Annotated in this window: 21 protein-coding genes and 1 pseudogene; 15 read left to right on the top strand and 7 right to left on the bottom strand. The window is 69.7% G+C overall.

Annotation, left to right across the window (positions count from 1 at the left end; genetic code table 11):
- Positions 1–2 precede the first annotated feature (2 nt).
- The gene (locus ACLJPL_RS33280) at positions 3–416 is read right to left on the bottom strand and encodes a DUF6086 family protein (RefSeq protein ID WP_411084684.1); all 414 of its coding nucleotides are present in this window, start codon (positions 414–416) and stop codon (positions 3–5) included.
- Positions 417–478: 62 nt separating this feature from the next.
- On the opposite strand from ACLJPL_RS33280, the gene ACLJPL_RS33275 reads away from it, so the two are divergent.
- Positions 479–682, top strand: coding sequence for a hypothetical protein (locus ACLJPL_RS33275; protein ID WP_411084701.1), 204 nt, complete (start codon positions 479–481; stop codon positions 680–682).
- On the opposite strand, the gene ACLJPL_RS33270 is transcribed toward ACLJPL_RS33275, so the two are convergent.
- Entirely contained in the window at positions 668–1,243 is a 576-nt protein-coding gene (locus ACLJPL_RS33270) for a hypothetical protein (RefSeq protein ID WP_411084683.1), read from the bottom strand. The genes ACLJPL_RS33275 and ACLJPL_RS33270 overlap by 15 nt on opposite strands.
- Before the next feature lie 805 nt (positions 1,244–2,048).
- On the opposite strand from ACLJPL_RS33270, the gene ACLJPL_RS33265 reads away from it, so the two are divergent.
- From ACLJPL_RS33265 to ACLJPL_RS33245, 5 genes are all read left to right on the top strand, one after another.
- Positions 2,049–2,480 (top strand): hypothetical protein, encoded by a 432-nt coding sequence (locus ACLJPL_RS33265; protein ID WP_411084682.1) that lies wholly within the window; start codon positions 2,049–2,051, stop codon positions 2,478–2,480.
- An 83-nt stretch (positions 2,481–2,563) separates the two neighbouring features.
- Positions 2,564–3,763 (top strand): peptidoglycan-binding domain-containing protein, encoded by a 1,200-nt coding sequence (locus tag ACLJPL_RS33260; protein ID WP_411084681.1) that lies wholly within the window; start codon positions 2,564–2,566, stop codon positions 3,761–3,763.
- On the top strand, positions 3,760–4,470 hold the full coding sequence (locus tag ACLJPL_RS33255; protein ID WP_411084680.1) for an ABC transporter ATP-binding protein: 711 nt from the start codon (positions 3,760–3,762) through the stop codon (positions 4,468–4,470). The genes ACLJPL_RS33260 and ACLJPL_RS33255 overlap by 4 nt, the downstream gene beginning before the upstream one ends.
- On the top strand, positions 4,467–5,780 hold the full coding sequence (locus ACLJPL_RS33250; protein ID WP_411084679.1) for an ABC transporter permease: 1,314 nt from the start codon (positions 4,467–4,469) through the stop codon (positions 5,778–5,780). Before ACLJPL_RS33255 ends, ACLJPL_RS33250 begins: the two co-directional genes overlap by 4 nt.
- Before the next feature lie 969 nt (positions 5,781–6,749).
- Positions 6,750–8,393 carry a sensor histidine kinase gene (locus tag ACLJPL_RS33245; RefSeq protein ID WP_411084678.1) on the top strand — a complete coding sequence of 548 codons (1,644 nt, stop codon included), beginning with the start codon at positions 6,750–6,752 and terminating at the stop codon, positions 8,391–8,393.
- A 106-nt stretch (positions 8,394–8,499) separates the two neighbouring features.
- On the opposite strand, the gene ACLJPL_RS33240 is transcribed toward ACLJPL_RS33245, so the two are convergent.
- Positions 8,500–9,195 (bottom strand): response regulator transcription factor, encoded by a 696-nt coding sequence (locus ACLJPL_RS33240; RefSeq protein ID WP_411084677.1) that lies wholly within the window; start codon positions 9,193–9,195, stop codon positions 8,500–8,502.
- Positions 9,196–9,437: 242 nt separating this feature from the next.
- Here ACLJPL_RS33240 and ACLJPL_RS33235 point away from each other — a divergent pair, with 242 nt between their 5' ends.
- Positions 9,438–9,611, top strand: coding sequence for a hypothetical protein (locus ACLJPL_RS33235; RefSeq protein ID WP_411084676.1), 174 nt, complete (start codon positions 9,438–9,440; stop codon positions 9,609–9,611).
- Between the two features lie 215 nt (positions 9,612–9,826).
- Here ACLJPL_RS33235 and ACLJPL_RS33230 read toward each other — a convergent pair whose 3' ends face one another.
- On the bottom strand, positions 9,827–10,333 hold the full coding sequence (locus tag ACLJPL_RS33230; protein WP_411084675.1) for a hypothetical protein: 507 nt from the start codon (positions 10,331–10,333) through the stop codon (positions 9,827–9,829).
- Between the two features lie 265 nt (positions 10,334–10,598).
- Between ACLJPL_RS33230 and ACLJPL_RS33225 the strand changes: the two genes are divergently transcribed.
- From ACLJPL_RS33225 to ACLJPL_RS33195, 7 genes are all read left to right on the top strand, one after another.
- Positions 10,599–11,393 carry a maleylpyruvate isomerase N-terminal domain-containing protein gene (locus ACLJPL_RS33225; RefSeq protein WP_411084674.1) on the top strand — a complete coding sequence of 265 codons (795 nt, stop codon included), beginning with the start codon at positions 10,599–10,601 and terminating at the stop codon, positions 11,391–11,393.
- Between the two features lie 390 nt (positions 11,394–11,783).
- Positions 11,784–13,427: a hypothetical protein gene (locus ACLJPL_RS33220; RefSeq protein WP_411084673.1), complete on the top strand. Its 1,644-nt coding sequence runs from the start codon at positions 11,784–11,786 to the stop codon at positions 13,425–13,427.
- A 595-nt stretch (positions 13,428–14,022) separates the two neighbouring features.
- Positions 14,023–15,249 carry an MFS transporter gene (locus ACLJPL_RS33215; protein WP_411084672.1) on the top strand — a complete coding sequence of 409 codons (1,227 nt, stop codon included), beginning with the start codon at positions 14,023–14,025 and terminating at the stop codon, positions 15,247–15,249.
- A gap of 189 nt (positions 15,250–15,438) precedes the next feature.
- Positions 15,439–17,289 carry an asparagine synthase (glutamine-hydrolyzing) gene (gene asnB, locus ACLJPL_RS33210; RefSeq protein ID WP_411084671.1) on the top strand — a complete coding sequence of 617 codons (1,851 nt, stop codon included), beginning with the start codon at positions 15,439–15,441 and terminating at the stop codon, positions 17,287–17,289.
- Positions 17,290–17,411: 122 nt separating this feature from the next.
- Entirely contained in the window at positions 17,412–17,630 is a 219-nt protein-coding gene (locus tag ACLJPL_RS33205) for a hypothetical protein (protein WP_411084670.1), read from the top strand.
- Entirely contained in the window at positions 17,617–19,041 is a 1,425-nt protein-coding gene (locus ACLJPL_RS33200; RefSeq protein ID WP_411084669.1) for an amidase, read from the top strand. Before ACLJPL_RS33205 ends, ACLJPL_RS33200 begins: the two co-directional genes overlap by 14 nt.
- A gap of 60 nt (positions 19,042–19,101) precedes the next feature.
- A complete protein-coding gene (locus tag ACLJPL_RS33195; RefSeq protein ID WP_411084668.1) occupies positions 19,102–19,929 on the top strand; it encodes a thioesterase family protein in 828 nt (275 codons plus the stop codon).
- A 75-nt stretch (positions 19,930–20,004) separates the two neighbouring features.
- Here the strand turns inward: ACLJPL_RS33195 and ACLJPL_RS33190 are convergent, their stop codons facing one another.
- A complete protein-coding gene (locus tag ACLJPL_RS33190) occupies positions 20,005–21,252 on the bottom strand; it encodes a cytochrome P450 (RefSeq protein WP_411084667.1) in 1,248 nt (415 codons plus the stop codon).
- Positions 21,253–21,344: 92 nt separating this feature from the next.
- Here ACLJPL_RS33190 and ACLJPL_RS33185 point away from each other — a divergent pair, with 92 nt between their 5' ends.
- Positions 21,345–22,262, top strand: coding sequence for a LysR substrate-binding domain-containing protein (locus tag ACLJPL_RS33185; RefSeq protein ID WP_411084666.1), 918 nt, complete (start codon positions 21,345–21,347; stop codon positions 22,260–22,262).
- 71 nt (positions 22,263–22,333) lie between these two features.
- Here the strand turns inward: ACLJPL_RS33185 and fdxA are convergent, their stop codons facing one another.
- Together fdxA and ACLJPL_RS33175 are read right to left on the bottom strand one after the other, a co-directional pair.
- Entirely contained in the window at positions 22,334–22,657 is a 324-nt protein-coding gene (gene fdxA / locus ACLJPL_RS33180) for a ferredoxin (RefSeq protein ID WP_411084665.1), read from the bottom strand.
- 30 nt (positions 22,658–22,687) lie between these two features.
- A pseudogene (locus tag ACLJPL_RS33175) lies at positions 22,688–22,872 on the bottom strand (hypothetical protein); the annotation flags it as partial.

The following is a 22,872-nucleotide window of genomic DNA, read 5'->3' as shown; positions in this document are numbered from 1 at the left end:
GCTCAGGGCGCCATGTGTCGGACAAGATCCCGTGACTTCTGCTCCAGTGCGCCTGTCCACTCCTTTGCATGGGGATCCGAAGCCGTCTTGAGAGAGTGACTCTCGGCGCGCTTGGCCCCCTGCCAGCTCACCTCGATGTTCGCTATCTCAGCCAAGGCCAGCACCGTGGCAACGAACCCTTCGGACATAGTGGCCATGACGGCGTGCCTGGTTTTGCTGTGCCAGGCGAGCAGGGCATCGACGAACGCTGCGAATGCGACGGGGTCAATCTGACACTCGTCAGCTTCCATGGGGCCGATGCCGGATGGCAGCCCCACTTCGGCTTGATAGACGGTGACCTGGCTCATGAACAGCCGCGACGCCCCGTTGGACGGGTTCCACAAGGTTCGGTCGCCCAAGTCGTAGTACTGGCTCACGTCAGCCTCTCACCGCTGGTCATAGGAGGTCGACATTACGTTCAGTCAGTCCTCCACGGAAAGTGAGCCAGAACCACTGCTGCTCGACAAAGCCACTCGCAGCAGGCATCGACCGCGACCGGGATGCCGTCATCACCGGTCTGACCCTGCCCTGGAACTCAGGCATGGTCGAAGGCCACGTCAACCGGATCAAGATGCTCAAGCGCCAGATGTTCGGCCGCGCCGGCTCCGGCCTTCTGCGAACACGAGTCCTACTCGCTAAGTGACTCCTCAGCTTGCGGGCGGAGATCGTGGATCGGGAACGTCGTGGGATGCTCCTTGCACGCGTCTCCGTGCAGTTCTTCGGGCCGCAGCGCCCAGGCGATGGCCTCGTCCGGACCGCAGAATGAAGGATCGAGGTGGAACGTGGTCCGGGTCCCGAACGGTTTCGGCGCTACGAACTCTTCCCTGGAGCCGGTCGGGTCCATACCTACCAGCTTCTGGCGATAGCCGTGGCCATCCAGCCACACCTCGATGACCGTGTGGGCGCTGAGTGCGGCAGCGGCGGAGGGAGCCCAGCGCCGCCTGTCGAACATGTCGAGCAGGGAGCCGAAGAATCGCGGCAGAAGTCTCTCCCGTTCATCGGCGCTGGGGCGCTGATCGCTCTCCACCGTGAAGCTGAGATCGGATCCGATCTCGACACTGATCTGTCCATGCCTGCCGTCGCGACGGTGCAAAGCATCCCAGGCCACCGAGCGAAGGACCTCGGTGGGAAGCTCCGGGCTGCCCTGATCAACGAGAAAATACCCCGCTGGGCGGCGCCGCACGTGCTCGATGAAATCGACCACCCGAAGCGGCTCGACAGTGAACCCCTCCGCTCGCCCTCCCCTCTCTGCACTTTCAGCCAGCCACAGCCGATCATGGCACCCACCACCTGCAAACACCACGCTCCCTGATCGTCCGGTAGTCGTGACGGCTTGTCACCAATCACGGACGTTGAGCCAGAACCGCTACCGCTCCGTAAAGCCATGCGGAGGGCGCCGTGTGCGGACGCCTGGTCGATCCACGTCAGGTCCTCGGCCACGACAGTGCGCCACAGCGGATGGAAGCCGGTCACCACCGCTGTCACTTCCACTGCGGCCAGGCGCGGAACCTCCTGCCACGCGCCGACACGCGACGCCAGCTGCGGAAGCCGGGCAAGCGCCCGCTCGGCACCGGCCCCGCACAGCACCACGTCCCGATGCACCACCAGGTACAACGGCACGAGCGAGGGCGCCTGGCCCCCGGCAGCTGTCAGATGCCGGCGCAGCACCGCCACGTTCGCGCCGCCTGCCCAAGCATCTGCCACACCTGCTCGGACAGCCCCAGGGGGATCACATGATCGTGTGACAGGTTCTTCAAAAGTTCTTCATGGTCTCCGGCCTACCGTCACCGTGCCCGCCGCATCCGCGGCCGGGTGCGACAGGAGGAGCAGGAGAACCCATGAGGACGAACCGGGTAATACTGGCCGCTACAGCGTCAGTTCTGGCTCTCGCGCTGACCGGCTGCGGCAGTGATGACGGCGGTGCGAAGGTTCCTTCGGCGGGTGGAGCCGACACATCTGCCTCGGCGAGGGCGGACGGGGGTGGCAGCGGGGGCGGCGGTGAGAACGAATTGGCCGTGTATGTGAAGGGCCAGCGCGAGTGGGTGAAGTGCATGCGCGACAACGGCATCGACGTCCCCGACCCGGACGAGACCGGGCAGGTCGACTTCTCCGGGCAGGGTCTCGCCCTCAAGAAGAACCCGAAGTTCATGGACGCTTCGGAGAAGTGCTCCGCGAAGCAGCCCGCCCTTCCCGAGAGCGTCGAGGCGGCCAACCAGCCCAAGCTCACCCCCGAGCAGATCAGGACCAGGCGTGAATACGCCGAGTGCATGCAGAAGAACGGGGCCCAGGACTTCCCCGACCCAGGCCCCGACGGCTACGGCGACGACGACAACTCCGGTGCGGCGGGGTGGGATCAGAGCTCGGCCGGTGCGCAGCGGGCCGTGCGCACCTGCGCCCCCATCATCGGCGATCCGACCAATCCGCCGGCGGGCAAGGGCTGACGATGAGCGAGACAGTGACGCATGTCGATGACAGGCCCCGGAGAGCTTCCACGCCGCCGCGCGGCAGGCGGGGTCGGCGTACGGTGCTGATCGCCCCCGCCGTGGCCGTGGTGGCGGCGGTCGCCGTGGTCGGCGCGCTCGGACTCGGGGGCGGGGATGACGCAGACCCCCGCGCCCCGCTCCGGTCCGGCTCCGTCGTCTCGGTGACGCGGGCGACGTTGACCGAACGCACCACCGTAGAGGGTCAGTTGGGTTACGGTGCGGAGCTTCCGCTGCCCGTCAAGGCACAGGGGACCGTGACCTGGCTGCCTGAGCCGGGCGCCACGGTCGAGCGCGGCGACGAGCTGCTCCGGGTCGACGACCGGCCGGTGGTCCTGATGTACGGAAGCCTGCCGACGTACCGGTCCCTGGGGCTGACGGCCCAGGAGGACGGGCGGGGCTCGGACGACGGGAACTCGGACGAGCGGGAGAACGACGGAGGAGGGGACGCCAAGTCCCCGAACCTCTCCGGACCAACAGCGCCGCCGGGGGGTGCCGGAACCGAGAGGACCTCCGGCTCCTCCCGGGCGGCGCGTGAGCTCAAGGGCATGGACGTCATGCAGTTCGAGACGAATCTCGCCGCCCTGGGCTACACCGGCTTCACCGTGGACGAGAGGTTCACGAGCCTCACGGCCGACGCCGTCAAGCGTTGGCAGAAGTCGCTCGGTGTGGCCCAGACCGGCACGGTCGATGCGGGTGACGTCATCTACGCCACGAGCAAGGTACGGATCGGTCAGCCCGGCACTCGGCTCGGTTCGCCGGTCGGGGAGAACACCCTCACGTACACCGGGACGGCTCGTAAGGTGACGGTCAACGCCTCTGCCACAGAGGCCGCCTGGGCCGTCCGCGATGCGCGCGTCACGGTCCAGCTGCCCAACGGCAACCCTGTGCAGGGCACGGTTGCGGCGATCGGCAAGCAGGCGACCGCCCCCGAGGGGGGCGGAGGTGAGGGCGGCGGGACGGGCCGGCCCGCCACGATCCCGGTGACCGTCGCCATCGGGGACCAGAAGAGCGTCGGACAGCTGGAGAGCGGACCCGTCACGGTCGAGTACGTGGGCAAGGAGGTCAACGGCGCGCTGACCGTCCCTGTCTCCGCGCTCGTCGCCCTCGCCGAGGGCGGACACGGTTTGGAGACCGCGGACGGGCGATTCGTCGCTGTGAAGACCGGGCTGTACGCCGATGGCGACGTCGAGGTCAGCGGCGCCGCGGTCCGCGAGGGCATGAAGGTGAGGATCCCCGAGTGAGCGGCGACGCTAGGACGGTCGTGGAGTTCGACGCGGTCTCCAGGACCTATCCGGGCGGCGTGGCCGCCGTACGGGATGTGAGCCTGCGCATCGAGCGGGGTGAGCTGGTCGCGATCGTCGGCCCTTCGGGGTCGGGCAAGTCCAGCATGCTCAACCTCATGGGCAGCCTCGACCACCCGTCCGCGGGCCGGGTCCTCGTCGACGGCCACGACGTCGCGAGCCTGTCGGACCGGGAGGTCTCCGCGCTGCGCGCCACCCGGATCGGCTTCGTCTTCCAGCAGTTCCACCTGGCCGTGGGCGTCCCCGTACTGGACTCGGTCGCGGACGGGCTGCTCTACGCGGGCACGCCCATGCGCCGTCGCCGGGCCAAGGCGTCGGCCGCCCTGGAACGGGTCGGGCTCAGCCACCGCCTCCATCACCTCCCGTATCAGCTCTCCGGCGGCGAGCGCCAGCGGGTCGCCGTGGCCCGTGCCGTGGTCGGCGGGCCGTCCGTGCTGCTGGCGGACGAGCCGACCGGCAACCTCGATTCGACGTCGGGCGCGGCGGTGCTGACGCTGCTGCGCGAGCTGAACGCCGCGGGCACGACCGTCGTCGTGATCACCCACGACCGCGAGATCGCCGCCGAGCTGCCGCGCCGCATCGAGATACGTGACGGCCGCCTGGTCGCCGACGTCGCACAGAACCCGACGATTGGGGCGCGCCGATGACGGACCACACGACCGGGTCCTCCCGGCAGGACGGCCGCATCGCGGACCCCGAGACCGTCCGGATCCGTGCGCTGACGCCCGGGTCCCTGGCCCTCGCGGCTCGGGAGCCGTCACGGCCGGGGGCCGGTCTGCGCGCCGCCCGGCTCGGTCCCTCGGACGTCGTCCGGCTGGGCGGCACCGGCCTGCGGACCCGCTCGCTGCGGGTCTTCCTGTCCGCCCTCGGCATCGCCATCGGCGTCGCCGCCATGATCGCGGTGGTCGGCATCTCGGGCTCCGGACAGGCGGAGGTGGACCGTCGGCTGGACGCGCTCGGCACGAACCTGCTGCGGGTCGCCCCGGGAGAGACCCTCGACGGCGCGGGGGCCAAGCTCCCCGTGGAGTCCGTGGCGATGATCGGGCGGATCCCACCCGTGCAGCAGGTCGCCGCCACCGGGTCGACGGGGGCGCACGTCTACCGCAATGACCGCATCGCCATCGGCCGCACCGGCTCCCTCGACGTCCTGGCGGCCGGCTCCGACCTGCTCCCGGCTGTCGGCGGTCACGTCGGCAGGGGCCGCTGGCTGGACTCCGCGACGGAGGAGTATCCGGCCGTCGTCCTCGGCGCGACCGCCGCCCAGCGGCTCGACGTGCACACCCCTGGCACCCGACTCTGGCTCGGCGGCCGCTGGTTCTCGCTGGTGGGCGTCCTCGACCGGGTGCAGCTCGCGCCGGAACTCGACAGCGCCGCGCTGGTCGGCCGGCCTGCGGCCAGGGCGTACCTCCGCTTCGACGGGCATCCGTCGACGATCTACGTCCGGGCGAAGGACAGCCAGGTCACGTCGGTACGGGCGGTGCTCCCGGCCACGGCGAATCCCGCGAAGCCCGGCGAGGTGCAGATCTCCCGGCCCTCCGACGCGTTCGCGGCCCGCGAGGCGACCAGGTCAGCGCTCACCGGCCTGCTGCTCGGCCTCGGGGGCGTCGCACTCCTGGTCGGCGGGGTCGGCGTCGGCAACACCATGGTCATCTCGGTCCTGGAACGCCGGCCGGAGATCGGTCTGCGCCGAGCCCTCGGGGCGACGAAGGGCCAGATCCGCACCCAGTTCGTGACGGAGTCCCTGCTGCTGTCGCTGATCGGCGGCCTCGGCGGAACCGTGCTCGGGACATTGATCACGGCCGGATACGCCTTCAGCCGGGACTGGCCCACTGTCGTCCCCGTCTGGGCGAGCGCGGCCGGCATAGGTTCGACGCTGCTCATCGGCATGATCGCCGGCCTGTATCCGGCGGTCCGGGCGAGCAGGCTGTCACCGACAGAGGCGCTGTCCGGCACATGAGCCGGACAGCGCTCGGGGCGGGTCCGGTGGCCGCCGTACACGTTCGAGCCGCCGCCGGGCCTTGCGTCGTCGCGGATCCGGGCCGGTTGCGCGGGGGCTGCGTTGCGGGCGAAGGCCCGGGCGCAGTCGCCGCCGCCCACCGTGCCACAGCTGTGATGAAGCCTGTTGTTCGAGCGGGCGGCGACGAGGACCGCGCAACTGGTGCTGGAGCCGCCGTGCTGGTCGGGCGCGCCCGTCCCAGGGCCCCGGACATCCGGGGCGTCGTCCGGGAACATGGTGCTGCTCGACAGACGCCGGCCGAGTCGGTGCGCAAGCAGGTCCGCATGTCGCCGTCGCCGCCCACCGTGCAGCAGTGGCAGTCGAGTGTCTGAATCGCGTTGCCACACCGGCGATGGCGCAACCGGTGCTGGAGCAGTTGCGCCGGTTGGCGCCGTGGCCCAACTCACCCCACGAACGGCCGTCCTTGTCCGAGGCGCCGGTACCACGATCGGCGTGCGCAGCGGCCGGGGTGTCGGTGCCCATCGGGACGGCCAAGGCAACCACCGCGACGACAACGACGGCGACGGCTACGGCTACGGCGACGGCGGGAAGGATCGCCGCGAGTCGACGCTCCACTCAACACCCCGGCAGTGCCGTTCGTCGGCACTGCACCCAGGAGCCTGACAGCGCGCAGGGGAACGCAGCGGTTTTCGCACCAACCGGAGCGCGGCCGGCATAGACACGATCGTCCTCCGGCGATCCTGAAGAAATGGTTCCGCTGCCGAGTAGCCGCTTTCCGTACTTGATCGACCTAAAGTGAGTCGACTCAAAAGTCGACTGAAAATCCGCCACTTCTGAGACGCACTGATCGATTCCATACCTTTGTGGAACCCCTCCCGCAGCCTGGCGGCCGTCCCGTGGTCCGGGAGACCCGACCGAAGGAGTCCTGGTGAGCGCACGTGTGCCGAAGTCCGTGGCGGGAGGCCCGCGATGAGCTTCCGGCTTCGGGTGCTCGGTGTGCTGATGCTCATCGCCGTGACGGCCACAGCCGCCACCGGCTGGCTCACCCTGCGGCAGGCCAACCGGCAGGTGCAGGAGGCTGTCGCGGCCGGCCAGAAGGAGGTCTCCCAGGTCATCGGCGAGCTGCGCGCGTACGGCTTCGCGCACGGCACCTGGGACGGGTTCGCACCGGTGGTCAGCGCGCTGTCCAAGGACACCGGACAGCGCGTCCGGGTCGCCACGGAGACCGGCATCGTGCTCGCCGACTCCGACACCCTCGCGGGCCGCGAGCCGCGCCCGCTGGGCAGTCAGCCCACGGTTCTGGTCGACCCGCGCCCAGTACTGCGGTTCGACCAGAACCTGACGCCGAACGCGGTCAGGAAGCTGACCGTGGTGGCGATCCTCGAATACCGCGCGGCAGCGGCCGACGCGGCATGCCTGACCCGGGCCGGGGCCGAGATGACGGTCCGCACCGACCAGACGGGCATCCCCGTGGTCACCGCCGAGAGCCGGCCGGCCCAGTGCACGAAGCCACAGCCCGCCCGCGATTCTCAGCAAGCCCGGGCCCGGGCCGCGGTCAAGGTGTGCGAATCCGTCCAGCCCCTCGTCCCCTGCCTTCAACGCGTTCTCAACGAGCGCACCGCCTCCGCCGCCCCGCCCCGTCTCGAAGTGCACCTCGGACACCAGGACGAGTCCGCGCCCACGATCGCCGCCGCCCCCACCGTCGCCGTAGCCCTCGGAGTCGCGCTCGCCGCGGTCCTCGGGGCGCTGCTGCTGAGCCGGGCTGTGCTGCGGCCCGTGCGAACCATGACGCTGGCCGCCGAGGGCCTCGGCGAGGGGAATCTCGAGCGGCGCGTTCCGGTCGCCGGGCGGGACGAGATCGCCCAGCTCGGCAGAGCGTTCAACCGCATGGCGGACTCCATCCAGGCCGGTGAGGATCGCCAACGCCGTCTCACCGGCGACATCGCGCACGAGCTGCGCACTCCGCTCGCCAACCTGCGCGGCTACCTGGAGGCCCTGCGGGACGGGGTCATCGAGCCGACGTCCGAACTGCTCGACTCGCTCCACGAGGAGGCGCTGCTCCAGCAGCGGATCGTGGACGACCTCCAGGACCTCGCGCTCGCCGAGGCCGGCGCGCTCACCTACCACCGCTCCGAGATCGATCTGCGAGACCTCCTCGAAGCCACCCGCACCGCGTACCGTGCCCACGCCGGGAACGCGGGCGTGACACTGGAGGTGGACGCCCCGCACCCGGTGCACGTGACCGCCGACGCGGACCGGCTCCGCCAGGTCGTGGGCAACCTCGTCGGCAACGCGCTGCGCGCCACGCCCTCCGGCGGGCGCGTGACACTGGCCCTCGTCCCGCGCGACGAACTGGCCGTCCTCCAGCTGCAGGACACCGGCAAGGGAATACCGACGGAGCACCTGCCGCGCCTCTTCGACCGCTTCTGGCGGGCGGACGCGTCACGGGGGCGGGCGACCGGCGACAGCGGCCTCGGCCTGTCGATCGCCCGGCAGATCGTGACCGACCACCAGGGCACCATCGACGTGGCGAGCACGGTCGGGGTGGGCACGACGTTCACCATCGTCCTGAGCGCGCGCCCGGCCCCTCCTCACCGAACGAACCCTCTCTGAAACTCTCAACGAACCCTCTCCGAACGAACCGCTCAGGTCCCGGAGCCTCGAATCCGCCCACCTCCCGGGGCCCTGGGACCGCGCACGTCCGGCACCCCGGAGCCGCTCAGGTTCCCTCCGCGAGCCGGTAGCCCCGTCCGTACACCGTCTCCAGCAGCCTCGGGCTCCCGGGCACCTCCAGCTTCCGCCGCAGGTTCATCACGTGCACGTCGATCGTCCGCTCCAGCACATCCTGATCGAAGCCGAAGACCCGCTCGATGATCTGGGCCCGGGTGAAGACCCGCCCGGGCTCAAGGGCCAGCGACTCCAGGATGGAGAACTCCTTCGATGTCAGCGCCACCGGCCGGCCCGCGATCCGGACCTCGAACCGCGCGGTGTCCAGCTCCACCACTCCGACCCGCAGCAGTGTCGTTCCAGCCGATGCCGACTTCCTGGCCCGGCGCAGCAGCGCCCGTACCCGCGCGGTCAGTTCGCGCGGGCTGTAGGGCTTGGTGAGGTAGTCGTCCGCGCCCAGATCGAGCCCGAGGAGCATGTCCTCCTCGGTCCTGCGGGCAGTGAGCAGCAGGATGGGGACGTCCTCGGTGCCCGGATCGGTTCTCAGAATGCGGCACACGTCGAGTCCGTCGACGTACGGCAGCATCACGTCGAGCACGATCAGATCGGGCCGGATCGACCGCGCTCTCTCCAATGCGGCGCGACCGTCGGCCACGACCTGCACCGCATTGCCCTCCCGTTCCAGGTAGATCCGGATCAGCCGAGACTGTTTCCCGTCGTCCTCGGCGACCAGAATCCGAGCGCTCAACGCTTCTCCCCCAACGAGATCCGGTAATTCCAGCACCGTAATACAGGAACCGAGCATTCCGGCCGCCGGTCGCCGCTGCGCGAAAAGCCGGCCTGCCGGACGGCCGCCACCGACCGCGGAAGGAACGGTAGGACGCCCGGCACGGGCCAGGGCGCGGTGGCTGAGCCCGTCGAAGTCCGGAGGCGTCTTCAGGAGCTCGCGCGGCTCGGCTTGGTCGGAGACGTACGGAGCCGACAGCTGCCGTGCCCGTGGCGCAGGGCGAGCGTGTCCAGGTCGGCCGCCGCCTCCAGGAGGTCGTCCGGCACTCCAGCGCCAAGCTGCGGAACAGGGAGTCGACGAGGTCCGGGCGGTCGGTGTTGCGCGCGCAGGTGATGCCCTGGCGGTCCATCACGTGCGCGCACAGCAAGGCCGGATGAGCCGGGCCGATGCGGACCAGGCGCTTGCCGTACGCGGTCTGGGCCGCGCGGCTGGTCGTCCATCCCGGACAGGCTCGTCAGGAGACGGTCAATGTGCGGTCATGTCCCATTTTCTGCGGTGAGCGAGATGATTTGAGTGTCCCGCATCGGGGACACTCCCCCGGTCGTTGTTCTGTCCTGCGCGGACTCCTGTCCGATCGCGGCTCCACCGGAGCTCACGCCGTTTCGGCGTCCTCCCTCATCTCACGCCGCCATGCCTTGTTGTACGCCACCCAGTCGGTCGGGGGGTACGTCGCCCGCGGAGCGGCCAGGGCCTTGTCGATCCGGGCGGCGAAGTCGCCCTTGAAGAAGGAGTCGAGCTCACGGAGCAACCGCAGCGCCTGCACGGTGGCCTCACCGAGCGGGCGCGCCATGCGGTTGGTGCCGGAGGGGACGCAGAGCGGCTCGTCGTGAAGCCGTCCGCGTTCGAAGGCGGCCTGCCTCTCCAGGCCCAGGGCGTCGAAGCCGGCGTACGAAGCGATTCCGTCGAGGCTCTTCCGCACCCCGCTGATCATCTCGCCGAGCCCGATCACCGTCTGCCTGGGGCTTCCGGCAGTGCTCCCTAAGTCGTATTCCTGTCCGGCCAGCTGCTGGGTAAGGCGCTGGTCCTCGCCCTTGAGCAGGGCGAGAACCTCGTTCAGGGTCCGACCGACGCGCCTCAGCTCTTCCAGGTCGTGGTTCATCCGCATCTCCTCGTCTGGGGTGCATCTGACCTTAGAGGCGGGAGTACGGGTCGGAAGGAGCTTTCCGGGCAATCTCCGCCCCCCGAGTGAGAGCCGGCCCGGTGGCTGCGCCCCGATCGTCGTCCCGGCCGCCACCAGAACCTCCAGCGGAAGGCCCGGCCGTACGGCTCGACGGCACGACGGCTCGACCCGGCCGGTCCGGCCCTCCGCGCCAGCCGTGAAAATCTGTATACGGTCGCCTGGGGCACAGTGATAGACATCCGGCGTGCACACCACTCTGGACTTCCCTGACCTGCTGCGACTCATCGACGAACGGTCGGCCGCCTTCCGCGCCGCGGTCGCCGCCGCTCCCAGCCTCGATGTGCGGGTGCCGACTTGTCCCGAGTGGACGCTGTTCGATCTGGTGCAACACCTGGGCGAGGGGCGTCGTGCCTGGGCAGCCACCGTCGCCGCAGGGCCTGACGCCACGGCCAAGTCCGTCCCACAGGGCGACCCGTCCCCGCCTCGGGAACGCGAGGCCCTGCTTGCCTGGTTGGCCGCGTCGGCGCAGGAACTGCTGGACGCACTGCGGGAGGCCGGCCCGGACCGCGGTTGCTGGACCTGGTGGGGCAAGTCGCAGTCGCCGCAGACCTGCGGCGCCGTCGCCCGGCACCAGCTCCACGAGATCGCGGTGCACGCCTACGACGCCCAGCTCACCGTGGGCGCCCCGCAGCCACTGCCGGACGCGGTGGCACTCGACGGTGTCGAGGAGTTCCTCACCACCATCTGCACAACGACGGTCGCCTGGCCGCACGAGCCCGCCGGTGTCGACTACCACGCCACCGAGGGCCGCTCCTGGCGCAACCGGCTCTCCGAGGACGGCGCGCGGCTGGACCGCCTGCCCGAACCCGGCGCGGGAGCCACCGCCGACGAGGAGCCGGACGCGGCCGACGCCTCCGCCCGAGGCACGGCCAACGAACTGGTCCTCGGCTTCTACGGCCGTATCCCGTTCAACTCCCTGAAGCTCGAGGGCGACGGGCGTATCTTCGACCAGCTGATCGCCTGGGACCCGGAGCAGTAGTCCGCGCCATCCTGGACACGATCCACCACCTGGTCCACGACCCAAATGATCGCCGGTCGCTGGCGGATGATCGCGAGCCTCAGGAGTGTCGATACCTCATGCGCTTCTTGGGTGGCGTCGTCGCGGCTCCCGCCGGTCGGTGTGGCCGCCGGCGGGATGGTGGTGGCGCCGGCGATCAGGTGGTGGTGGCCGCCCGTTCTGCCCCGCTCGACCGGGCTTCGTCGGGCGTCGTGTGGCCACCAGGTCGTGGGGGCTTCCAGGTCGACGTGGACGTGACCACGCGGAGGCTCGATCAGGTCGGGTGCCTGAGTCTTCGAATGTGCCTCCGGGATCGGTGACGTGCGTCATACGGTTTCTCTCGCAACAGCGGTCGGGGCAGGGGAGGCGACGATGGCGGTGAACGGTACGGAGTACCGCATGTGGGCGCGGCTGGCGCAGCGCGAGGATGTGCCGGAGGCGGCGTTCGCCGCGGTGGTCGACGGGTTGCTTCCTGGTGACGAGGGCTTCGCTCGGGGGTGGCAGGAGGATGTGTTCAGGGAAGCGCTGCCGTCGTTGTTCGGCCGGGTCGGTGAGCAGGGGCTGCGTGATCGGTTGATCGCGGCGTCGCCCGGGCGGCTTCCTGATCTCATTCGGCAGGGTGCGCTGGGTTCGCGGGACGTGCCGGCTGTTCTTCGCTGCCGTCCGGCCGACAGTGAGCTTCTCGCTGCGCTGGCGTCGCATGACGTGCACCGGAGGTTAGTGGTCGAGCTCGTCGAGTCCCTGGGTCAGGAGGACCTGCTCGGGGTTGTTCTGGCGGCAGAGACTCCGCGACCGGACAGCGATCTGCGCCGGCTTCCGGTGGCGCCGCAGTGGCTGGTCGATGCGGTGCTGCGACGCGCTCTGAGTCTGATGGCCGCACAGCTGAAGGTCTTCGCGGCGGTGAACGCCGAGGCGAAGGGGCGCTACTGGGGGCCGTCCGGGTGGCCGTCCTGGAGCACGGTGGGCATGGTGCTGGGTCGATGTCCGGACCGGTGGCTGGAGCTGACGCGGGATGAGGGGTTCGGGCGGGTGGTCCAGCACGTTCTCCTGGACTATGTGGAGACCGAGAAGCTCCCTGACGAGGTTCTGGCCGCATGTCTGCCGGCCCTGGCGCTGCCCGAGTGGGCGGAGCTCCCGATGCCGGGGAAGAGCCGGCGTGAGCGGCTGCGGAACATTGCCCGGCGTGTGGTCCGGCATCCCCGGCTGACGGAGATGGCCACAGGCGTCCTGCACGAGGCGACCGCACACTGTGTCAAGGAGGGAAGCCTGCTCCACGCCAAGAAGTTGCGGAACTTCCAGCCGTACGAGGTGGTGTCCCTTGCTCATGACCTCGCTCTGACCAGCGGCGACGCGAAGAGTTTGGCGAAGGTGTGGGAGGCCGTCGCACAGCTGCCCCAGCCCACGGCCGTGGAGCGCCCCCACCCCGACGACGGGCCTGAGCCTCCCGCGCCGAAACGCCTCCTGAGCGATGACAACCGTGTCGACGCCCTCGCCGCCCTGGCCTGCAACCCGCATCTCAAGCGGCGCCTGGTCTTCGATCTGCTGGACGACCTCCACCCTGCTGAGATCCAGTGGCTTCGTACCTACGACGACGCGGTTCCGGCGTGGCTCAAGGAGGCGGCTGTCCAGCACAAGGCGAGCCCTGCCCAGCAACAGCGGGAAGTGCCCCGTCTCCTGACGGACGAGGAGCTCGACTCCTGTGCGGACCCGGAAGCCGTGATGCAGTCCTGGCTCGATGCGGTCAGGGAGCACCGGGGCTCCTTCTTCGACCAGGTCGAGTACGCGGTCATCAGGTCGCGTCACCGCACCGATGGGCTGGTTCGCCAGGTACGCGCTCACATCGTGCTCAGCTGCTACGACCAGCCCGTGGCGGCCGATGTTCTCGTGCGCATGTGCGGAGACGACCCCGTCCGGTGGAACGCCGTGGCCGAAGTGCTGGCCTCGCAGCAGTCGCAGGACTGGTACGACGAAACCTTCGGACAGTTCATCGACCGCATGAACGACCGGCCCGCGTAGTACGTCAGGTCTCTGCCGGTCGGCCGGTTCCGCCCTGGCCGACCGGCAGTCGGGCCGGTATCGGCGCAGTCGTCGATGCTGGGGTGGGGGCGTCGCCCGACAGCGGCGTCGTCCGACAGCGTCCCTCGGGCCGCGAGAACCTGCTGTCGCCGCGACGCGAGGATCTCGACACCCGCTATCCGGTGTGTCCATGTCGTCGCCGACAGGGCCGGTGGTCGTTCAGGCCGACAGCCGCTCTTGTTTTGTATTTGAACCTTTGATGTAAATCAGGTTATTTACTGGAGTACGCAGGAGGCCGGGCGGCCTTTCCGCCCGGCGCGGTACTCATTCCCGCCTTCGTCGACTTGGCGAAGTGGTCGGAGGTTCGCGTCCGGCTCGACGGGGCGCGGTCCGTGTGTCTTCCGACCCGCGTGGCCGTCGCACCCCTGATGAACAGGCAGGACGACGGGATCGCTCGTCCCGGCGCGCGCCGGGGGTGGAGCGGCGGTGCGTCCGGCGTCCTTGTTGATGTCGCAGAACTGCCAGAAGGTGGCTCCCGTCCCTGCTGCAATAGTGATCACATTTCTTTGTGACGCCCCACAACAGGACGGGATTCGTGTCCACAGCAACGACCACTTCCATTGACTCCACCGATCCGCCGACCCGGTCGCCACTCGTCTCGTGGCTGGCCGTGATTTCGGTGATGCTGGGGATCTTCTCGATCGTCACCACCGAAATCCTGCCGATCGGATTGCTGACCTCCATCGGGTCGAGTTTCACCATTTCCGATGGAATGGCCGGCCTGATGATGACCATGCCGGGCTTCCTGGCGGCCATCTCGGCGCCCGTGGTCACCGTGGCCACCGGGCGCGTCGACCGGCGACTCATGCTGGGGGCGTTCATCCTCCTGCTCGCGCTGGCGAACTTCCTCGCCGCGGCCGCCTCCAGCTACTGGCTGGTCCTGGTGTCCCGCGTGATGGTCGGCATCACCATCGGGGGGTTCTGGTCGATCGGCGCGGGGCTGGCCGGCCGGCTGGTGCCCGCGAAGTCCGTCGGCCGGGCCACCGCGGTCATCTTCTCCGCGGTACCGCTCGGCTCCGTGCTCGGCGTGCCCCTGGGCACCTTCATCGGGGACGTCGCCAGCTGGCGGACCGCCTTCCTGGCCATGGGAGTTCTGACCCTCGCCGTCTTCGTCCTGCTGATCCTCGTGGTCCCGCCGCTTCCCGCCGAGGAGCCGACTCGCCTGCGCGTACTCACCGGGATGCTGAAGAGCGTCAACACCCGTTACGCACTGGTGATCACTTTCCTCGTCGTCCTGGCCCACTTCGGCGCCTACACCTACGTCACCCCGTTCCTGGAGCAGGTGACACACGTGGGCGCCGGGGTGATCACGGTCTTCCTGCTCATCTACGGGGCGGCCGGCATCGCCGGCAACTTCCTGGGGGGATCCGCCGTGGGGCGCTACCCAAGGGCCACCTTCGCGGTGGCCGCCGCGATGATCGCCGGGGCGACACTCCTGCTCCCGGTGCTCGGCGGGGGCCGGGGTGGAGCCGTCGCCCTGCTGATCCTGTGGGGCGTCGCGTACGGCGCTGTGCCGGTCTGTTCCCAGACCTGGTTCGCCAAGGCGTGCCCCGACTCCCCCGAGGCGTCCTCGGTGCTCTTCACGGCTTCGTTCCAGGCCACCATCTCGATGGGGGCCCTGGCCGGAGGCGTCGTGGTCGACCGTTCCTCCCCGTCCATGGTCATGGCGCTCGCCGGTACGGCCGCAGTTCTCACCGTGGTCGCCATCGGCCTCCACTACGCCCGAAGGATCACCTGGCCCGATCCGGCGCACCAGCCGTAGGACCCGGCTCCCTCTTCCGGGCTCCCCGCCCGGTGTCCGGTCCGCCGCAACGCCTTCGGCCGCGGCGGGCCGGATCAACGACCGGCACCACAGCTCCGTCCCGGGGACCCGGACGCCCGCACGACACCGGCGTCCGCCGTCCCTTCCGTTTCCGCTGTTTCGTTCTTCGACCGAAGGAGTACGTCGCTTATGTGCGGCATTGCGGGCTGGATAGATTTCACGCGCGACCTCGGACAGGAGCGCGCCGTCGTCGACGCCATGACGCGGACCATGGCGTGCCGCGGACCGGATGACGAAGGGGTGTGGATCGACCGGCACGCCGCCATCGGCCACCGCCGGCTGTCGGTCATCGACCTGGAGGGCGGCCGTCAGCCGATGACGGCCGAGGAGAACGGGCGTACGCTCGCCGTCCTCACGTTCAGCGGTGAGATCTACAACTACCGGGAGCTCAGGTCGGATCTCGCCTCCCGCGGGCATCACTTCCGTACCCGCAGCGACACCGAGGTGGTGCTGCGGGGGTACCTGGAGTGGGGTGAGGGGGTCGTCGACAAGCTCAACGGCATGTTCGCCTTCGCCGTGTGGGACGTCCGCACCCAGGAACTGCTCCTCGTGCGGGACCGGATGGGCGTCAAGCCCTTGTACTACTACCCCACGGCAGACGGTGTCCTGTTCGGGTCCGAGCCCAAGACCATCCTGGCGCACCCGGGCATTCCCCGCCGGATCAACACCGACGGCCTGCGGGAACTCCTGGACATGGTCAAGACCCCCGAGCACGCCATCTTCACCGGCATGTACGAAGTCCGGCCCGGGCACACGATCCGCGTCCGCCGCGAAGGTCTGGTCAAGCGCTGCTACTGGGCCCTGGAGGCCAAGGAGCACACGGACTCCCTCCAGCAGACCATCGACACGGTCCGCGGGCTCCTCGAGGACACCGTGAGCCGTCAGCTCATATCCGACGTGCCCCTGTGCAGCTTGCTCTCCGGCGGACTGGACTCCTCCGCCGTCACCGCCCTGGCCGCCAAGGCGCTGGCGGCCGAGGGCGCGGGGCCCGTTCGTTCCTTCTCCGTCGACTTCGTCGGCGCGGAGGAGAACTTCGTCCCCGACCCGCTGCGCAGCACGCCCGACGCGCCATTCGTCCGGGATCTCGCCCAGCACGTGTCCGCCGAGCACAAGGAGATCCTGCTCAACAGCGACGACCTGAGCGACCCGGGGGTCCGCGCGGCGGTTCTCGCCGCCACCGACCTGCCTCCCATGTGGTACGGAGACCTGTGGCCCTCTCTGTACCTCCTCTTCAAGGCGGTACGGGAACGCTCCACGGTCGCCCTGTCCGGCGAGTCCGCCGATGAACTCTTCGGCGGATACAGCTGGTTCCACGACCCGGAGGTCCTCACCGCCGAGACGTTCCCCTGGCTCACCACGACCCCGGGCCCGTTCTACGACGGAACACCGCTGTTCGACGGCGGCCTCCTGGGCACTCTCGACATTCCCGGCTACCGGCGGTCGAGCTACGGCGACGCGATCGCCGAGGTCCCGGTGCTGCCCGGCGAGACAGGGCTCGAGAAGCGTATGAGGGAGATCAGCTACCTCAACCTCACCCGCTTCCTCAACACTCTTCTGGACCGCAAGGACCGGATGAGCATGGCCGTGGGGCTGGAGGTGCGCGTCCCGTTCTGCGACCACCGCCTCGTCGAGTACGTGTTCAACGCCCCCTGGGCCATGAAGACCTTCGACGGCCGTGAGAAGAGCCTGCTGCGCGCGGCCACCCGCGATGTGCTGCCCGAGTCCATCGCGAAGCGGGTGAAGGCCCCCTACCCCAGCACCCAGGACTCGGGGTACGAGAAGAAGCTCCGCGACCGGCTCGCCGAGGTCATCGGTCAGGGCAACGCGCCGATCCTGCCGCTGCTCGACCTGCAACGGACCCGCGGCCGCCTCGACGGCAGCATCAGCACCGCCAGCACGCAGATCACCCGCATCGACCTGGAGGTTCCGCTCTGGCTCAATGCGTGGATGGAGAAGTACGACGTCGCGCTCGACCTGTAGCACCGCGTTCCGGTCCGGGGCCCAGGGCCCCGGCCACCCGTACCCCCGGCGGCCCTTCCCTCCCCCGCGGAGGGCCGCCGGGTTCTCCCCTTTCGGCGCCGTTCTCGTGTAAGGAACCTTCGATGGCTTCCTCGTACGGTCCCCGTCCACTCGCGAAACCCCGGGTGCCCGGGCCCGAAGCCGACTGGCCCGACCGGGTGTCGGAACTGGCCGGTCAGCTCGACGGCATCCTGGCCGGGTTGGGACGCCTGGACCTCGACGGTGTGTCGCCGGCGTCGGCGTACCGCCCCTCGGACGCGGCCTCCCGCACCGACCGGGAGACGCCTGATGCAGCCCTGTGAGCTGACGGTCACGGCCGCCGCGGCCGTCATCGGCCGGCGCGAACTGTCCCCCGTCGAGCTCATCGAGTCCGTGCTGGACCGGGCCGAGGAGACCGAAGGGCGGCTCAGCGCCTACGCCTTCGTGGAGGCGGAGCGAGCGCGAAGGGCGGCGGCTCGGGCGGAGCGCGAGATCCAGGACGGTGGCCACCGCGGGCCGCTGCACGGCATTCCCTATGGTCTCAAGGACCTCATCGACTCGGCCGGGGCGCCGACCTCGGCCGGTTCCCGGGCGTGGGAAGGACGCGTACCGGTCCGGGACAGCGAGACGGCCGCACGGCTCCGACAGGCGGGCGCGGTGCTGGTCGGCAAGACGCACACCCACGAGTTCGCCTACGGGCTGCTCACCCCGCAGACGTTCAACCCCTGGCGGGCGGACCGGACGGCCGGCGGGTCCAGCGGGGGTTCCGCGGTCGCGGTCGCGGCCGGTTCGGCTCTCTTCGCCATCGGCACGGACACGGGAGGCTCCATCCGCGTCCCGGCCGCCCTGAACGGTGTCGTCGGTCTGAAACCCACCTACGGACTGGTCTCCTGCGCGGGCGTGGCGCCCCTGTCGTGGTCCCTGGACACGGTCGGCCCGCTGACCCGTACCGCGGAGGATGCCGCCCTCGTCCTGCGCGCCCTCGCCGGTCCCGGCCCGGCCGCTTCCGGCCCGCCCCCGGAGCCCGCCGGACGGCGCGACGATCTGGTGGGACTGCGCGTGGGCGTCCCCGAAGCGTTCTTCCTCGACCGCGTCGACCCCGAGGTGGAGGCGGCGGTACGGCAGTCCGTCGACGAGCTCCAGGAGCTCGGGGCGACAGCCGTGCCCCTGGTCGCGCCGCTGACCGAGCACATGGAAGCCACCCATTGGGGGCTCATGGCTCCGGAGGCTTCGTCCGTGCACGAGGACGGACTCCGGCGGGCGTCCCACCTCTACGGGCCGGATGTCCGGCTGCTGTTGGAGGCCGGGGCTCGTATCCGGGCCCTGGACTACCTCCGGGCCCAGCGTTCCCGCACCTTGATCCACCGGGCCTGGCTCCGTCTGTTCGACGAGGTCGACGTGATCGCCGCCCCCACGGTCCCGCTGTGCGCGGTGCCCCGCGGCCAGGACGCGGTCTGCTGGCCGGACGGCTTCACCGAGTCGGTCACCTCCGCGTACGTCAGACTCTGTGCGCCCGGCAACGTCACGGGGTTTCCCACGCTCTCCCTGCCCGTGGGCCTGGACACGGACGGTCTGCCGATCGGGATGCAGCTGATGGCCCGCCCGTTCGACGAGGCCACCCTCCTGCGCACCGGGGCCGTCTTCGAGCGGTCCCGCAGGAGCCGGGCCCGGTCCGGGCCCGTGCTCGCCCCCTGGCAGGCGGGCGGCACCGCACAGCGGCCCGATCGCCTCTGACCTTCATACTGCCGTTACGCTCCCGTCGGCCGGGTGCCGACCACGGAAAGGGACTCGTACATGAACGCCGAACCATCGCCCCTGTCCGCCGGAACGGCGGACGCCTTCTACCAGGACCTGGGAGGCGGCCGTTTCGCGAGCGCGCCGGCCACCGCTGGGCCCTGGAGTGCCAAGACCCAGCACGGCGGGCCGCCCTCCGCGCTCATGGGCCGTGCCATGGAGCAGCACGAGCCGAGGCCGGGCATGCGCATCGCCCGGGTCACCGTGGAGCTGTTGCGCCCGGTGCCCGTCGCGGACCTCCAGCTCCAGGTGCGGACCGTCCGCTCGGGCGGCAGTACGGAGATCCTGGAGGGCGAGATGACCGCGGACGGCGAGCCGGTGCTCGTGGCCCGCGCCTGGCGGCTGGTGGCCAGCCCGCCCGACACCCCGTCCCTGTGCCACGGGCCGGCGGCGCCGGCCCGGCCGGGTCCCCAGGCGGTGCACGCGATGGCGGGCGCCCACCTCGACGGGTACATCGCCGCCATGGAGTGGCGCTTCGAGCCCGGCCGGGGCTTCGACACACCCGGCCCCGGCACCGCATGGGCGCGCCAGCGCATCCGGCTGGTCGGCGGGGCCCAGGACACCCCGCTGACCCGGGCCCTCACCCTGGCGGACAGCAGTTGGGCCGTGGCGTTCGAACTCGACCACCACGCGGGGCTCGTCATCAACACCGACATCACGCTCGCCCTGCACCGCGACCCGGTCGGCGAGTGGCTGTGCCTGCGCTCCGACACCGCGGCGAGCCCCGCCGGTTCCGGTCTGGCGCTCGGACAGCTCGACGACGCGACGGGCGACTGCGGCCGGGTCCTGCAGACCCTGCTGGTCACCGAACGCCGAACCCGCCACTGAGCGGGGCCTTTTGACGCGGCCGGCCGCGAGCACCGGGCGGGGTGCTCGCGGCCGGCCGCGTCAGGAGGCGGCGTCTCAGCCGGGCCAGTCCACCAGCAGACTTCGCGGTCCGCGGAAGGAGACGTTGGCCGGGAAGTCGAAGTCCTGCCCCGCCACCATCTTCAGGTCCGGCACCCGTTGGGCCAGTAGGTCGAGCGCGATGCGTGCCTCCATCCGCGCCAGCGGGGCGCCGATGCAGTAGTGGATGCCCTTGCCGAAGGCGAGATGGCGCCGGGCGTCGCCCCGGAGGATGTCGAAGGTCTCCGGCTCCTCGAAGTGGTTCGGATCCCGGTTGGCCGCGCCGAGCAGGATCAGGACCTTGGCCTGGGCGGGGATCTTCACTCCGCCGACGTCGACCGCCCGGGTGGTGATGCGCCGCCAGGCGGGGATGCTGCTGTCGAAGCGCAGCAGTTCCTCGATCGCCTTGGAGATCAGCGACCGGTCCGCGCACAGGGCGGCCCACTGCTCCGGGTTGGACAGCAGCTGGCGTATCGCGTTGCCAGTGAAGCTCGTCGTGGTCTCGTGGCCGGCGAAACTCAGCCCGTAGGCGACGTTGGTGATGTCGGCGAGGGACAGGGCGTCCGGGTCGGCCTGGTGGATCCGGATGAGATCGCTGGTGAAGTCGTCCACCGGCTCCGCGGCCCTCTTGGCGACGAAGTCCTCGCAGTACTTCCAGTAGTGGGTCATGTTCGTCGCGATCTCACGCTGTTCGTCGGCGTCCGGACGGCCCCAGCTGAACGCGATGCGGTTGCCGCACCAGCTCTTCAGCATGTCCATGTCCTCGTCGGGGAAGCCGATGAACGTGAAGATCATGTACGCGGGCAACGGGTAGGTCAGCGCCCCCACCAGGTCGACCCGGCCGGGCTCGATGGCGTCCACCAGCTCCGTCGCCTTGGCCCACACCTTCGGCTCCAGGGTGGCGATACGGCGCGGGGAGAAGCCCGTCATGTTGTGCTTCCGGATACGCGTGTGGCGGGGCGGGTCGCAGTCCGACATCACCGGGTAGGCGTGGAACCCCTCCTTGAGAATGCCCTGCGCCTCCGGGGACATCGGAAAGACGGGACGCTGCCCCACAGCCGCGGAGAAGGTGCCCGGGTCCTTGAGGACCGCTTCGACGTCGTCGTACCGAGTGATCACCCACATGTCGATGGCCGAGGCGTAGAAAGCCGGGGCCTCTTCCCGTACCGCGGAGTGGATCGGATATGGATCGGCGATATACGGCTCGCCCAGCGGGTCGAAACTGTGATGTACCGGGCATGATGCCGCCGCGTTGGTCGATGTCATGGCACAACCTCCTGGACTCGGTCATTCAATTGTCTTGTTTTTCACCGGACTTGAAAACCTCATAGTGGTGAACTGCGTAATAGAATTCACTCATGACCGAAAGGATCAGCCTGCGTCAGCTGCACTACTTCGTCTCCTGCGCGGAAGCCGGAACCATGACCGGAGCGGCGCGCCAGCTGTATGTGTCCCAGGGCGCGGTGTCCGTCGCGATCGCACAACTGGAAACCCGTATCGGAGTGCAGTTGATGCTGCGCTCCAAGGCCACGGGACTGACCCTCACCGAAGCCGGACGACTGCTGCTGCCGGAAGCGCGCGCCCTGCTCGCCCGGGCCGACGAACTCCAGACCGGCATGCGGGACCTCGGCCAGACGCCGGCGGGCCGGCTGGTCATCGGCTGCTTCACCACCATCGCGCCCTTCCTGATCCCCCGGCTCCTGGAGGAGTTCCAGGCTCTCCATCCGCGGGTGACCCTCGACTTCGTCGAGGGCTCCCTCACCGATCTGCAGGGGATGTTGCGCGAGGGGCGGTGCGAGCTGGCCGTGCTGTACGGCGTGGACATCCAGCCCGGGATCGACTTCGACACGCTCTACGAAACACGGCCCCACGTGCTTCTTCCGTCCGGGCACCCGCTGGCGGACAAGGAGAAGATCGGGCTGAGCGACCTCGTCGGCCACGACATGATCGCGCTCGACGTGCCGCCCAGCCTGAGCTACTTCAGCGACGTGCTCGCCTCCGCCGGGGTCACCCCGGCCATACGGCACCGCACGGAGAGCTTCGAGATGGTCCGCAGCCTCGTCGCCCGGGGCGTCGGCTACTCCCTGCTGATCCAGCGCCCCAAGCTCGACGTCAGCTACGAAGGACGTGGGTTGGCGGTCCGGGGCATCACGGACACGGTGCGGCCGCTCCCCGTGGTGCTGGCCCGCCCGGCGGGCGTCCGACTCACCCGCCGGGCTGCCGCCCTCACCGCGTTCTGCCATGCGAATATCGCCGCCTATGCGGAAGCGATCTGAGGGTGTCTCCCGGCGGCTGTCCGCCGGTTCTCGGAGAATCCCCGATAATCTGTCCCGACTCCGCTTCCCCGTCAGGCGGGGTGCTGAATCGGCTCCGCCTCGACCACCGCGTGATCCTTGGGCAGCATCTCGTACCCCCGTGAACTTCCGGGAGATCCCAGATCATCGAAAATCTCACGGTCCGCCGCGCGGTAGGGAATCATCGCCTCGGGCAAATCGTCCTCGTAGAAAACCGCCTCCACGGGGCAGACCGGTTCGCAGGCTCCGCAGTCGACGCACTCGTCGGGGTGGATGTACAGCTTTCGCGGTCCCTCATAAATGCAGTCGACCGGGCATTCTTCGATGCATGCCTTGTCCTTGATGTCGACGCAGGGCTGTGCGATCACATAGGTCATGACTCACTCCAGAATCAACGGGCCGGACGGCTATGGCGTGTGCCGGTCGGTCACGGTCCAGGTGTCGCCGGCGCTGAGAAGGCCGGCCAGGTCGCCTTTGCCGTGGTGTTGGATGGCGGTGTCCATTTGGTTGGTCATGAGGGTGTCGTAGACGGGGCGTTGGGTGTTGCGGAGGACTCCGATGGGGGTGTGGTGGAGGGTGTCGGGGTCGGTGA

Origin of the sequence: Streptomyces sp. cmx-18-6, assembly GCF_046548915.1 — a bacterium.
Classification (GTDB): Bacteria; Actinomycetota; Actinomycetes; order Streptomycetales; family Streptomycetaceae; genus Streptomyces.
The sequence above is the reverse complement of the archived record's forward strand: the minus strand, read 5'-3'. Positions and strand labels throughout refer to the sequence as shown.

Bases quoted from the DNA above. Each gene is read 5' to 3' on its own strand.
- ACLJPL_RS33195 (WP_411084668.1), top strand. From the start codon at position 19,102: ATGAACGCCGAACCATCGCCCCTGTCCGCCGGAACGGCGGACGCCTTC.
- ACLJPL_RS33190 (WP_411084667.1), bottom strand. From the start codon at position 21,252: ATGACATCGACCAACGCGGCGGCATCATGCCCGGTACATCACAGTTTC.
- ACLJPL_RS33245 (WP_411084678.1), top strand. From the start codon at position 6,750: ATGAGCTTCCGGCTTCGGGTGCTCGGTGTGCTGATGCTCATCGCCGTG.
- ACLJPL_RS33205 (WP_411084670.1), top strand. From the start codon at position 17,412: ATGGCTTCCTCGTACGGTCCCCGTCCACTCGCGAAACCCCGGGTGCCC.
- asnB (WP_411084671.1), top strand. From the start codon at position 15,439: ATGTGCGGCATTGCGGGCTGGATAGATTTCACGCGCGACCTCGGACAG.
- ACLJPL_RS33200 (WP_411084669.1), top strand. From the start codon at position 17,617: ATGCAGCCCTGTGAGCTGACGGTCACGGCCGCCGCGGCCGTCATCGGC.
- ACLJPL_RS33250 (WP_411084679.1), top strand. From the start codon at position 4,467: ATGACGGACCACACGACCGGGTCCTCCCGGCAGGACGGCCGCATCGCG.
- ACLJPL_RS33220 (WP_411084673.1), top strand. From the start codon at position 11,784: ATGGCGGTGAACGGTACGGAGTACCGCATGTGGGCGCGGCTGGCGCAG.
- ACLJPL_RS33230 (WP_411084675.1), bottom strand. From the start codon at position 10,333: ATGAACCACGACCTGGAAGAGCTGAGGCGCGTCGGTCGGACCCTGAAC.
- ACLJPL_RS33185 (WP_411084666.1), top strand. From the start codon at position 21,345: ATGACCGAAAGGATCAGCCTGCGTCAGCTGCACTACTTCGTCTCCTGC.
- fdxA (WP_411084665.1), bottom strand. From the start codon at position 22,657: ATGACCTATGTGATCGCACAGCCCTGCGTCGACATCAAGGACAAGGCA.